Raw genomic sequence first — 12,020 nt, 5'->3', positions numbered from 1 at the left:
TTTGACACGTCGCGCGAGCAGACGGAATCCGCTTCGCTACCAACGAGACCGCCAAGTCAGGAAGATCAGGAGGAATAATGGACTTTTCCGCGCGACTCGACGCGCTGCAGACCAGCGTCGCCGAGGCGAAGGCGGCGGTGCAGGCCGCTGCGACTGAGTCCCGTGACCAGCTCAGGCAGCGAATCGACCAGGCCCAGGGCGACATCAACCGGGGCGTCCGGGACGCCGAGCAGCAGGCTCGCGCGGCGGCCGACAGCGGACGGAGCAAGTGGGCCCAGATGAAGGCCGACGCCGCCACCAAGATGGACGACATCAAGGCGAAGATCGACAAAAGAAACGCGGAGGTCGACGCGAACATCGCCGCGAACGAGGCGGCGTGGGCGGAAGAGGATGCAGCCGGCGCGATCGACTACGCGGGGTGGGCCCTCGACAACGCGCGCCTGGCCATCCTGGACGCAATCGACGCGCGCACATACGCCGACGGTCTCGCCAAGACGGCGGGCAGCTAGCCCTCGCCGCTGCTCGTTCCGAAAAGGGGACGGCCGCCTTGACTCCGGCCGGCTCCCGTCAGAGACGGGAGCCGGCCGGAGTCGGCGGAGGCGCTACCCGTAGCGATGGTTGGCGGAAGGAGAAACCGTGCCGACCCCCGGGCGAGGCGGCCCGCTGAAGCACCCGGCCGTGCTCGAGCAGATCGAGGCCCGACACCACCACTTCCAGGTTCGATTGGCCGACGATATTACCGCCTTCGCCGGTTCCATGAACTTCGTCTACATCCACGCCGTCATCTTCGCCGTGTGGATGATCTTCTTGGAGCACGATCCATGGCCGAAATTGACGCTCTTCGTCTCACTGGAAGCGATCTTCCTGTCCACTTTCGTGATGATCGGCCAGAATCGGACGGCGGCATTCCAACAAGCCAAGGCGAATCACGACTTCGTCGAGCAGGAGCTGGAGCTCAAGACCAACACCGCACTGACCCGCGAGACCCAAGGGCTGATCAAAGAGATCCACGAACGCGTGCTCGGCGGTCCCGCGATCGCTTCGCCCGTCGACGACCCGCGATGAGCACAGCACCGATGGCACAGCTGGCCGACGGCAACCGTCACCGCATCATCAGACGCGGCACGGCCTTCGGTACGCCGTACGACCTGGAGGCGACGTCCGCGCATGCCGACGAGATCCCGCGCGGCCTCTACGCCAGGCCGTGTCCTGTAGGTCCTGGCCGATGGGCTTCGTGATCCAGGTGGTTCCTGGCAAGGCGGAGGCAACCGCTCTGAGCGGATGATCGGTGCGATGGCGCTCGTGGCCGTGCAGATGACGTCGGCGTCGGTGATCGCGTCCTGGATGGTGCACGCCCGTGCCTCGAGCCCATGGGCGGCGACGTCGGCGGCGAGTGCGGCTGTCTTGGCGGGGTCCCGGCCGGCGACCCGCACCTCCTGGAAACGGGCGCACTCGTGCGGTGAGAAGGGCGTGGGCGCCTGCTTGTGATCCGGTGCCGATGACGGCGTGGACCTGTGCGTCGGCGCGGGCGAGGAGACGTGCTGAGAGGGCGGAACCGGCTGCGGTGCCGAGCGCGGTGATCGCGTCGCCGTCCATCAGTGCTCTGAGCGGACCGGTCGCCGGGTCGAACGCCGCGATCGCCGCCTGGTGTACGGGGTGGCCGGTGGCCGGGTTGTCGCGGTACACGGTGAGCAGCTTGGCGGCGAGGATGACGAGGGTTGGGCAGTAGGCGGGCATGGTTGCCAGCAGTCCGGCCTGCCCGACGATCGCGGCGATGCGCGGTCACGGCGCAAGGAGAAGGTCCCCCGCAAGGGCTGGTGGACCTGCCCCGGCTGCCAGAACACCAGGTGCAAGTTCGACACGCACAAGCACCACCTCGTCGGACACCTCACCCCCCGCGGCCTGGTCTGCGCCTGGCACCGCTACCTGCCGGATCAGCCGCCGCCGGCGGACTGGCCCCACCCCTCCCCCACCTCACGCTCGCCGGTCTGACCGTGCGCGTCACCCTCACCGCGACGGCGCGCGGCCCCCGGCTCGACGTGCACCCGCAGAACTGCCGCGCCGAGGGCGACCAGCCCGGCACGTACCTGTTCAAGGCCACCGCCGAGGCCACCGCCGACTGATCGGCCCGCCCCACAGAGGGCGCCCGCCCCCGCTCTCCCGCGGGGCGGGCGCCTTCCGTCCCCCTACTGCGCGACGGGCTGGATACCGGGCTGGCCGACGACCTGGAGACGTGCGAGCAGTACGAACGGGCCGGCCACGGCCGCAAGCAGGTCACGTTCTCCCGCGGGCTCCGCCGCCGGTACCGACTCGCCGAGGAGGAGTCCGACGAGGAGATCGCGGACCACGACGCGACGAATCATGCCGACCTGTCCCGCCCCCTTCTCCCATCGATCCCCACCTCCTGGCGCCGCGTTCCTCCAGAGTTCCGCGCCATGGTGCGTCACCGTCTGGCTCATGCTGATCATCGGCGCCCTCGTCCTCGTGGGTCCGTGGCTGATCGCCGAAGTCGGCGGGCGCACCGCCCTGGTCGTCCTGGTCGATGACGTGCCCACGGTGGTACACGATTTGCAGCTCGCTTCTGAATGCCTTCGGGGATCACCGCTGCGGCTACCGGCCCGGCTCGCGCCGACCGCGTCGCCCAGGGGCATGGCCACCTGCAGCGTGGGCGATGCTCGCCATCGCGCACGGCCACCGCACCAGCGGCCGGCACGAGGTGCAGTACCCGTTCCGGCGGCACTGGTGGGCGCCGAGGGTCCGCTGCACCGCGCCGGGTTGCGCTGCCAGGAACCGGGCGGCGGCGTCGATGCAATGCATGTCGACTCCGATGGCTCGTGGTGGAAACCGGTCGGCGCGGAGGTGAGGGGGCCGTTCCGCGCCGACCGGAGCTCAGAAGGTCCGGAGGACTGTGGCCGGGTCGTCGAGCCAGACCCCGTGCTTCCGGTCCGGGGTGACGACGAGCCCGAGCCGCTCCCAGCCCGACGTCCCGCGTCGGCCCAGGCCGGTTTCTGCGAACGGTTCTTCACCGCCTACAACCACGAGCACCGGCACTCCGGGATCGGGCATGCACACCCCAGCCTCGGTCCATTTCGACACCGCGACCGAGGTCCGCGCCCACCGTCAGGCCACCCTCGACCGCGCTCACGCGCAGCCGCGGGCCTGGCTCGAGGCGTCATCTGCACCCGTCACGCCTCGTCATTTCCCAGGAGGCGCGCTGCCACGCCCGGATCGCGGCGTCGTAGGCGACCAAGGTTCCGACCGACGGGTTGGCCCGGTAGTCGCTGCACGCGTCGAGGTACGCGAGGTAGTCCTCGGCGTAGGTGCGTCCGTCGCTCGACGTGCGCTCCCAGAACTCGTCGTTGTAGCTCGGAATCCCGTTCGTCGTCATATCGCCTCCTGCGGGGCGTAGGGGTTGCGGCGGCACTCGGCCGCCTGGATCGCGGCCTTCGAGGGACTCCGTCGTCGCCAAAAGAGCGCCGCAGAGGGGCCAACCACCGCACGTCCCTGAACTCGTGGTGGCCGTCGCGCCAACTGTGGGTCTAGGGGCTGAACGAGGCGGGGGCGCCAGCCGGGAAGTGGCCGAGCCGTCGCGTGCTGAGATCCGCACAGGCGGGTGCTGACGACGTCGGCCTGTGTGACAGCGTGCTCCCGCCATGAGCGGGAGCGCTTCCTGCTCCGCGACGTGACCACGTCATGGCCACCAGGCGGGGCCGGGTGTTGCCGCCGGCGCGGCTGAGGCTGGCACAGCAGGCGGCCAACAGCCGCGCGGTGGCGGCGCTGCCGCCCTGGCCGCACTGCGGGCAGCGCATAGTCACCGTTCCCGCGAGCTCGTCCACGGCAACGGTCAGCTCCGCCGCGCAGTCGCGGCACCAGCGATGCCGCGTGACCGGGTTGACGTGCACCGGTGAAGACACGCATTGATGGATCCACCGGCCGTGCACGTGGCAGGTGAGCCGGTCATCGGGGTTGAGGAGGCCGGCGTCCTCCGCCCGGTCCTCCGCGGCCGACCATCGCGCCAAGACATGACCGGTCAAGCTCCGCACCTGACCCCGAGGTTCCCGCTCGTTCATGCCGCGCTCCCGACAATTACCGACCGACACCGCCACAGACGAGGAGCGTGATCGGCAATTTGCTTCATGGAACCAGCGTCGCGGTCATGCCCACGGTGCGCATCACCGCCAGCGGCTGTCATGCCCAGGGGGTGACTGGAGTCCTCGGACTCATGCTGGCAGGTATCGCGTGGGGCGATTCAAGGGCGATCGACATAGCTCTTCAACGGCAGGCGTTGTCCACCCCCGAACTCTGAATGACGGTGCAACAGACGTACCGAGCCGCGCTGCGTTGGCGGCGCCCCTACGCCGCCCGCCAACTCGCAGCCAAAGCCAAATACGCACTCTGGATCACCCCCGCCGAACACGACGCCATCTCCCGCGTCGACATCCTCCGCAGCTGCCCCGACCGGCCGCTCCCCTCATGACGACCAAACAGCAACCGACCCGCGAAGATTGAGACGCGGATCAGCCGGGCACGCCGTAGGAGGCCTGACGCTCGACAGGGACACGTGCAGACGGATGCAGTTCCCGTCGCCACGGCGCGAAACCTGCTGCTGCCGGAGGATCGGTGCGCTGCCGCCGGGCGATCGCCTTCGCCAGGGCACCGCTTCTCGGAGACCAGTCGATCACTGCGCTGAGCTTCGCGTGACGATGACATTGGAAGGTTCGTCGAGCCAGAAATGCGTCCGCCCCTGGGCAGCGGTCAGGCCGTAGCGCTCCCAGCGCGGCCGATCGGCCAGCTCCCACTCGTGGTGGGCGGCCTCGAGGACGTCCCAGATGTCACGCGGTCCCGCCTGGTCCACCCTGCGCTGCCCGGGTGCCCGAGCCGGGTCGACGCCGGCCCGGAACCACGACCGGTCCGCGGTGACGCCTTCGATTCCTGGGCCGAACGCGTCGTCGATCGGATATACGACGAGGTCGGGAAGGTGCATCTGGGCGACGAATCCCCAGGCGCGATCGTCGAGCAGCGCCGCCGCGTCGAGCGTTGTGGAGCGTGTCCGGACCGGACCGGGGTCCTTGTCGACGACAACGCGGTAGTCGAACGGCGCCGTCGGGTCGTGTCGCAGCGCCATGAAGCTGCCGTAGCCCGGCAGGAATTGCCCGGAGGCGCTGCCATCAGCGCGCATTGTGAGCCGCACCTGAGCGCCCTGCATCAGTCGCCCGCGCAGGTTCGTCAGAATGGTGCCACCCGGGTGTACCTGCTCGATCCACACCGGCGGAATCGCGGTCACCGAGCACGTGGCGATGAGGTGGTCGTATGGCGCCCGCCCCGGTAGACCCAGCTCACCATCGGCGGCCGCCAGGTGCGGCCGGTAGCCGTGCTCGGCCAGGCGCCCACGAGCCGCCTCGACGAGAGCCGCATCGATGTCGACGCTCGTGACGTACTCCTCGCCGAGCGCGTGGCACATGAGCGCGGTGGAGTAGCCGCTGCCGGTGCCGATCTCCAGAACGTGCTGCCCGGGCTCCGCGCCGAGGTCTTCGAGCATCTGCACCACGAGGCCAGGCAACGTGGACGAGCTGGTGACCACGTGGTGGGCAGGCGCACCGCCGCGAGCAGGCTGGACACGGAGGTCGGTGACGAGCGTGGTGTTGCTGTAGACGGCATCGAGCCACGCGCCGCGGTCGGCGAGATTGCTGCTGTCGACCCAGCGCCAGCCCGAGTCACCGTTCTCGACCCAGTAACCGGGGACAAAGACGTGCCGAGCCGTGCCGAGCACGGCCTCCCGCCACCGCTCGGTCTTCAGCGAGCCGCGACCCGTCAGCTCGTCGCCCAGCCGACCAAGCCGCTTGAGGATCTCGTCGACCGGGATGTCCGGTGCCGTGGAACGCGGCATGCTCATGTGAGTCCTTCGGTGAGGTAGTCCGCGATCGCCTCGGCGATCGGGGCGCCGGTCTCATAGGCCAGCCATTCCCACTGGCCTTCGGGGTTGCACTCCAGCGCCACCCATTCCTGCTCCGGGGTGACCACGAAGTCGAAAGCGCCATACGCCAGATCGGCGCTGCGCAGATAATTCAGCACGCCCGCCCGCACCTCGGGCGGAGTGTCGGTGAGCTCGTAGGACAGCGCCAGGTAGTCGGTGCGCCAGTCGACCCGCGAGCGCGGCGACCCGGCGTCGATGCGGACCGCGAAGAACTGCTCGCCGACGACGGTCAGGCGCACCTCGTACAGCTTCGGCACGTAGGCCTGGAACAGATGTGGCGCGTACTCCAGCCCGGACAGGTCCGCTAGGTCGGCCTCGGTGAGCAATCGCGTGTAGACGGCGACCGCTCCCCCGTCGGTGTGCAGCACGCCGACGGCCACCGGTTTGCAGACAATCGGCCCGTGCGCGGCGGCGAACTCGCGCACGCTCTCCGGATTGGTCGTGACGAGGGTCGGCGGCACCGCGAGGCCGCACGTGGCGAAGTCGGTGAGCTGGCGCGCCTTGTACGCGGCATCCGCAGAGGAGGCCGGCCGGTTGCACCAGCGCACCGGCAGACTCGCCAGCACACCGGCGATGCCGTAGCGGGACTCCATTGCGGCGTGCCAACGCTCGGCCTCGGTCAAGTGCACCGGCGGGACGAAGGCGCCCGGCCGCCGCATGTACACGGCGCCGACACGGTCGAGTTCCAGCGAACCGGCCGGGCCGCGGAGCAGCCCGGCCCAACGCTCGCCGTCGAGCTCCACGGAGAGCGCCGCGCGCTGCGGAAAATCGGCGGTGTCGAACCACCAGACGCGGCAGTGCAGCTTCTCGAGCGCCGCCGCCACCTGCCTCGCCGTGGTGTCGCTCGCGCCGGCCATCACGAGCACGGTGTCGGCGGTCGTGCTGCGCGGGTTGACCGTCTCTGTTGCGATCGGCACGGCGTGGTTCACGGCGCGAAGTCCGGCTGGTTGAAGTCCTCGCTCTCGTTGTCCTCCTGCCCGTCATAGCCGGTGGTCGTCTTGGGCGTCGACCCCCGCGTGCCGTACATCGACGCCATCACGGGCTCGGCGAAGCGCAGCAGGAAGCTCCGCCCGCCCGGTTCGGACAGGCCGGCCGGCGCGGGCGAGGCGGCGAGCTGCTCGATCGGAAATCGGCTTCCGGCCGCAATCATCGGGCTGACGGGCGGGAAGGTCAGACGGTCTGGCGTGGTGGTCATCGCAATTCCTCTCACTCGTTACGGTTGGCAAGGGCGACGGGTTGGTCAGCGGGCGAACAGTGCGCGCAGCCAACGGGAGCCGGGCCGGAATCCCAGTTGCACGGCCCTGCGGTACGGCTGCTGCGGAGAAGGTGGGGTCACCTCGGCGGCACAGGCCGGACAGGGCTTCCCATCGGGGGCTGCCAGCGGCGCCGGGGTGATGAGGCGACCGCAGATTGCGCGAAGCACACCGTTCTCGGTGCCTGCGGCGGGTCCGTCGGGCACCTGGTGGGTCAGCTGGTCGCCGAACTGATCGGTCAGAGGCGTCGTCCAGTGCCGGCTCATCGGCTACCCGACAGCCCAGTCGTGGACGGCTTCCCTTTCCGGCATGCCGGGCCCACGTACGCGAGCCTTACGGGCGACCGGCGCGGCGCACGTCGAGCCGGCGGGAGGGAAGCGGGAACTCGTCAAGGCGAGCAGGTCGAACGGAGCGGTCATCGGCGAGTCCTCTCTCATGCATTGACAGGAGCATCGGCCTCCGCGACCCGCAGGAGGAGGGCACGCCGCCGGGCATCGCGGGGCATTCTGTAGTTAGCGCCTCACGGACCACAGCCGATACTCTTCGGTACTGGAGGTGCCATGGACCCGAACTCCAGGTTGCGTGCGCTGCGCGAGTCACGTCCGTCGCCCAGTTTCCCGACCGAGCCGATGAGCCGGGCCGAACTGGCGGAGGCAGTGAATGCCGAACTATGGAGCAGCACTGGCCGTCGTTATGGCCTCGACGCCCACACGATCGCCCGCTACGAGCGGGGCGCGGTCAGATGGCCTAGCGCGGCGTACCGATCCGCAATGCGGAAGATTCTGGGCGTAGCGACCGATCAGGAACTCGGGTTCCGGCCAATCCCACGCGGCGCCAGCGCTCTAGCAGCACGACCTGTCGATGCCTCCCGGTTCGATCTCGCCGACCTCGAAGTGAGTGGCCTGCTTCCCAAACGGGTCGGTTGGCCGGAAGTGGAACAGATCCGTTGGGCAACTAGCTCGATCGCAGCGTCGGACAACCTGTATGGCGGCGGGCTGACCTGCGCGGCCGCCGTGTCGCAGCTTCGCTGGACCTCCGGGCTTCTGGCTGTGCCGGCGAACAAGCGAATCCGGGCGGAGCTGACTGAGGCCATTGGCAACATGGCAGGAGTTGTGGCGTTCGCGGCGTTCGACGTCGGCGACCACAAGGCAGCGCGACGGTGCTTCCGGTTCGCCCTGCAATGCGCCGAGGACGCGGGCTCGTGGTCGCTGCGCTCCAACACGCTTTCCGACATGGCCCGCGTAGCAGCGCACGCAGGGCAATTGGACGAGGCCCTCTCGCTCATCGAACTCGCCCAGGTGCGCTCGGACCGCGTCACACCGACCGGGCGCGCGATGATGTCCATGCTTCGCGGACGGCTTCTCGCACGTCTCGGACAACGGCTGGAGGCGGCCGAGGAGCTGGCGGCATCGGACGCATGGATGGAGCGGTCGGACCCTGCCATCGATCCACCGTGGCTCTGCTACTACGACCGCGCCGAACACCACGGCAGCACCGGCCGTGCGCTCGCCGTCCTTGCTCGTGGAGGCGATCCAGAGCCCGCAGCTCGCCGGCTGCGAGTGGCTGTCGAGTTGGCCGGCGAGCAGTACCCCAGATCGCGCACCTTCTCCCGGCTTCGGTTGGCGACACTCCTGATGGCGGAGGGCGACGCGGCCGAGGCCGCAGCTACCGGACGCCGGGCAGCCCGCGAGGCGCTGGAGTTCCGCTCGCACCGGATGGGCGTTGAGCTGCGGGAACTGGCACGCGCGTCACAGTCGCGGCAGACCCCCGAAGCACTTGAGTTGAGCCACGAGATCGACACTCTGACAGCCTGAGACTGGCACGATCGGCTCGTGCCCCTTCCCACGTGCAGACTCGAGGAACTCGTCGCGGAGGCTGCGAGCCTGGCCCGGCTCGACGGCAGCGCGGCCACACTGCTGCGGAACGGCAGCAACGCGATGTTCCAGCTGCCCGGCGATGTCGTGGCGCGAGTTGCCCCTGCTGGTCGCACCGCCACGGCTGAGCGCGAGGTACAGATCGCGCGCTGGCTCTCAAGCCAAGGGGTGCGGGTAACCCAACCGCTTGGCGATGTGCCCCAACCAACGGTGGTCGCGGACCGTGCCATCACCTGGTGGCACACGATTCCACCGCACCGCGCAGGGACTCCCGGTGAGCTCGGAAGCGTACTGCGGGTCGTGCACGCGCTGGAGCCACCAGACTTCAGCCTCCCGCGTTACGACCCGTTCGACGGCATCGAAATGCGGCTCATCCAGCAGACCGTGCTTGACCCGAGCGACACGGACTGGCTGATCAACCACTACCGCAGACTGCGGGAAGAGTACGAGCACCTCGCGCCCTTCCAGTCTCCGCGTCTGATCCACGGTGACGCATGGCAGGGCAATCTCGCAGTGGTGGACGGCGAAGCGCCGATCCTCCTCGACTTCGAGAAAGTCGCCGTTGCCGATCCCGCTTGGGATCTTGTCCAGATCGCTGTCGATCACACCGACTTCGGCCGAGTCAGCGCCGAAGAGTACGCCGACTTCGTTCACTCCTACGGCGGCAGAGACATCGTCCAGTGGCCCGGCTACCAGTGCCTTGCTGCCGTCCAGGTTCTCAGATGGGCCGCGTTCGCGCTGGGAAAGGCCGATGATGCGCGAGCTTTGCCAGAGATCCGCCACCGCGTCGCATGCATCCAGGGACGTGTGCCTAAGCCGTGGTCGTGGACGGCGTTCTAGTGAGGACCAGGGAAACTGCGTAATCGGCATTTGGCTGAGCGCGTGTTCATAGTTTCCCTACTTGTTCAAAGGCGGCACCTCCGTCGCCGCGCGGCGCTCTCTTGATGCAGCCGCAAGCGCTCGCCCGCGGCGTCCGGCCCCCGCGCGGCGCGCGGCTGCCTGTGTCGTGCCTCATAAGCAGCCGATCACGAAAAGATCTGCACCCATTCCTGTCATTGTCGGGCGACCGCCGTTAAGAATGTTCTCTAGGCGTCGGAGCCGCAAAAGATCTGCCGACGGCTTCTCGGCTCTCTTGGCGGCCAAGTAGAGATCTTCATATGTTTTCCTCCTGACGTGCGGCTGAACGATCACGACTTCGTACTTACTCCGCGCGTCGCGTTCAGCAATGGCTTCAATCAATCCGCTTCTGTCGTCCTCGCGTAAGCCATCAATCCACGTGGCCGGCGTGGGGACAGGGGCCGACTTGAGATGCTCGACGAGAGTTGAGTCTTTCATGAAGTAGGTGTTCTTTACTGCCTGACTCGTGACGACCTCATAGGAGGCTGCGGACACTCCGCGCCGGTCCGAGTCGTTAGCCGCTCCCTTGACATGTATAAAACTGATAGTGAAGTCATCGTCACTTACATGGATGAAATCGGCGAGTTCGCCTGATCCGTCGTCACATGTCAACCAGCCGTTAGGGTACACGCTCAGCACCCAGGCGAACAGTGAGTGATCATTATCCTTCCCAATCATTTCGTGAATCTCTGCAGGACTCGAATCTTTAGTACCGGGCTTCTCTTTCGAGATCGAGTATCCGACAAAATCTCCCCACCTCCAATTTGGAAACGGATAGGGAGTAATCTGCGGCTTGTATAGAGTTCCTTGAGTGAAGACGTGGCCGCTCGCGTAGTACACAGTTAATAGATCTGTATGGTCAAGCGCGTCTCGAACGGGAAGCGCGAGAGTGTGGTCCGTCGGATTACCTTTGAGGCCGAGACGTAGCTGCGCGCTGTCCTCGGAGACGAGTAGTCTCCCGCGCATCACACCGCCGACGCTCATGTTTCGACCAATGTCCAGCTCGAAGTCGCTCGAATCGTCCTTTCCATGGATGTTAAGGACCGCCGATTCCAGCGTTATGGCGGCGCTCACCTTGTCGTCGTTCGTATCATCCGGCAGGTTGACAGGGTTTGCGCATGAGATATCGTATGCCCCCCAGACGTTGTCGAAGTCGAAGACGGGTTGAGTAAGTAGTGGAAACGCAGGATCTCCGATAGCGCCTTCGGTGATCTTGGTAATTTCTTCCCAGAGTAACTCTAGTAGCTCCAGGGCGCACTGCGCGAACTCGTCGAAGTCTTCCGTAGCTTTGTTCCAGACGAGTGAGCGCGTGGGAGTGGTTCCAACCGTGCCCGTGAGTGCCACCCGAGATGGAGCGGATGGCAACAATGACCGGCCGGAACCGAGTGCATATGTCTGGTCTTCTACAGGTGACAGTGTTTGCCGAAGATCGGGTCCAACAATATTCTTGCTGTCAGGCTTGGTTTTCTGTGGTGAATGAGTCCCCCGAAGCCAGAGGCCCCGCGACTCTCCCTTTAGTAGCGCCCGCTCCAAGACCTCGCTTGCGAGTCTTCGCACCATCGGTCGCGGCGGCTTGTCGAGCCAGGTTTGGAATGCATCGCGGATGGATGCCGGCAGATGAACTGCAATGAGCCGATCCCGCCGAAAAGCGACCGTCAACTCATGGCGAACATCAGTCAATACGGTTTCCCTGAGCCAGCCCGGGCGAGATTCGACTCTGTGGACAGTGATCGCGAATTGATCGAATTCGCCCAGACTATCCAGCTGTCCGTCGCCAGTTGGGTCGAGCCCCTCAGCAACGACGCTTATGGTGGGGCGGGATTGGGAAACCTTTCGAATCTTCTGTAGCTTAGAATTTATCTGCCCGAAAGCACTCTCCGGGTCGATACCGTCCGGGCAGAGGAGAATGACGAGACTGGCGTACGGCTTCAGGATGTTTCGAGGCAGGGCTAGCCTCGGGCTTTCACACCAGTTGATCTTGTGCGCGACACGCGGCTCCTGGATGCGCGAAAGTGCCTGCTC

At 66.9% G+C, this 12,020-nt stretch carries 12 protein-coding genes and 2 pseudogenes; 5 read left to right on the top strand and 9 right to left on the bottom strand.

Going from position 1 to position 12,020, the window contains the following annotated elements; all coding sequences use genetic code 11:
• Window positions 1–77: 77 nt before the first annotated feature.
• Complete coding sequence (locus ABD143_RS08595; RefSeq protein ID WP_343973908.1) at window positions 78–509, top strand: hypothetical protein; 432 nt, start codon at window positions 78–80, stop codon at window positions 507–509.
• 127 nt (window positions 510–636) lie between these two features.
• Entirely contained in the window at window positions 637–1,065 is a 429-nt protein-coding gene (locus ABD143_RS08590; protein ID WP_343973905.1) for a DUF1003 domain-containing protein, read from the top strand.
• Window positions 1,066–1,277: 212 nt separating this feature from the next.
• Here ABD143_RS08590 and ABD143_RS38150 read toward each other — a convergent pair.
• Together ABD143_RS38150 and ABD143_RS38145 are read right to left on the bottom strand one after the other, a co-directional pair.
• Window positions 1,278–1,436, bottom strand: a pseudogene (locus tag ABD143_RS38150) (hypothetical protein); the annotation flags it as partial.
• 25 nt (window positions 1,437–1,461) lie between these two features.
• Window positions 1,462–1,776: pseudogene (locus ABD143_RS38145) on the bottom strand (hypothetical protein); the annotation flags it as partial.
• Between the two features lie 218 nt (window positions 1,777–1,994).
• Between ABD143_RS38145 and ABD143_RS08585 the strand changes: the two are divergent.
• Window positions 1,995–2,123, top strand: coding sequence for a hypothetical protein (locus ABD143_RS08585; protein ID WP_343973902.1), 129 nt, complete (start codon window positions 1,995–1,997; stop codon window positions 2,121–2,123).
• Window positions 2,124–2,186: 63 nt separating this feature from the next.
• Here ABD143_RS08585 and ABD143_RS08580 read toward each other — a convergent pair whose 3' ends face one another.
• From ABD143_RS08580 to ABD143_RS08555, 6 genes are all read right to left on the bottom strand, one after another.
• A complete protein-coding gene (locus ABD143_RS08580) occupies window positions 2,187–2,348 on the bottom strand; it encodes a hypothetical protein (RefSeq protein ID WP_343973900.1) in 162 nt (53 codons plus the stop codon).
• 541 nt (window positions 2,349–2,889) lie between these two features.
• Complete coding sequence (locus ABD143_RS08575; RefSeq protein ID WP_343973897.1) at window positions 2,890–3,066, bottom strand: hypothetical protein; 177 nt, start codon at window positions 3,064–3,066, stop codon at window positions 2,890–2,892.
• A gap of 106 nt (window positions 3,067–3,172) precedes the next feature.
• Entirely contained in the window at window positions 3,173–3,388 is a 216-nt protein-coding gene (locus ABD143_RS08570; protein WP_343973894.1) for a hypothetical protein, read from the bottom strand.
• Between the two features lie 1,290 nt (window positions 3,389–4,678).
• A complete protein-coding gene (locus ABD143_RS08565) occupies window positions 4,679–5,893 on the bottom strand; it encodes a methyltransferase domain-containing protein (RefSeq protein WP_343973891.1) in 1,215 nt (404 codons plus the stop codon).
• The gene (locus ABD143_RS08560; protein ID WP_343973889.1) at window positions 5,890–6,891 is read right to left on the bottom strand and encodes an MvdC/MvdD family ATP grasp protein; all 1,002 of its coding nucleotides are present in this window, start codon (window positions 6,889–6,891) and stop codon (window positions 5,890–5,892) included. Before ABD143_RS08560 ends, ABD143_RS08565 begins: the two co-directional genes overlap by 4 nt.
• Window positions 6,892–6,899: 8 nt before the next feature.
• Window positions 6,900–7,169 carry a hypothetical protein gene (locus tag ABD143_RS08555; protein ID WP_343973887.1) on the bottom strand — a complete coding sequence of 90 codons (270 nt, stop codon included), beginning with the start codon at window positions 7,167–7,169 and terminating at the stop codon, window positions 6,900–6,902.
• A gap of 618 nt (window positions 7,170–7,787) precedes the next feature.
• Between ABD143_RS08555 and ABD143_RS08550 the strand changes: the two genes are divergently transcribed.
• Window positions 7,788–9,041 (top strand): NsdA family TPR-like regulatory protein, encoded by a 1,254-nt coding sequence (locus tag ABD143_RS08550; RefSeq protein ID WP_343973884.1) that lies wholly within the window; start codon window positions 7,788–7,790, stop codon window positions 9,039–9,041.
• 18 nt (window positions 9,042–9,059) lie between these two features.
• A complete protein-coding gene (locus tag ABD143_RS08545; protein ID WP_343973881.1) occupies window positions 9,060–9,941 on the top strand; it encodes a phosphotransferase family protein in 882 nt (293 codons plus the stop codon).
• Window positions 9,942–10,112: 171 nt separating this feature from the next.
• Here ABD143_RS08545 and ABD143_RS08540 read toward each other — a convergent pair.
• The coding region (locus ABD143_RS08540; RefSeq protein WP_343973878.1) for a hypothetical protein at window positions 10,113–12,020 on the bottom strand (1,908 nt) is incomplete at its 5' end.

This window comes from Pseudonocardia aurantiaca (assembly GCF_039526725.1).
Lineage (GTDB): Bacteria > Actinomycetota > Actinomycetes > Mycobacteriales > Pseudonocardiaceae > Pseudonocardia > Pseudonocardia aurantiaca.
The sequence above is the reverse complement of the archived record's forward strand: the minus strand, read 5'-3'. Positions and strand labels throughout refer to the sequence as shown.

Bases quoted from the DNA above. Each gene is read 5' to 3' on its own strand.
- ABD143_RS08595 (WP_343973908.1), top strand. From the start codon at position 78: ATGGACTTTTCCGCGCGACTCGACGCGCTGCAGACCAGCGTCGCCGAG.
- ABD143_RS08575 (WP_343973897.1), bottom strand. From the start codon at position 3,066: ATGCCCGATCCCGGAGTGCCGGTGCTCGTGGTTGTAGGCGGTGAAGAA.
- ABD143_RS08570 (WP_343973894.1), bottom strand. From the start codon at position 3,388: ATGACGACGAACGGGATTCCGAGCTACAACGACGAGTTCTGGGAGCGC.
- ABD143_RS08565 (WP_343973891.1), bottom strand. From the start codon at position 5,893: ATGAGCATGCCGCGTTCCACGGCACCGGACATCCCGGTCGACGAGATC.
- ABD143_RS08555 (WP_343973887.1), bottom strand. From the start codon at position 7,169: ATGACCACCACGCCAGACCGTCTGACCTTCCCGCCCGTCAGCCCGATG.
- ABD143_RS08550 (WP_343973884.1), top strand. From the start codon at position 7,788: ATGGACCCGAACTCCAGGTTGCGTGCGCTGCGCGAGTCACGTCCGTCG.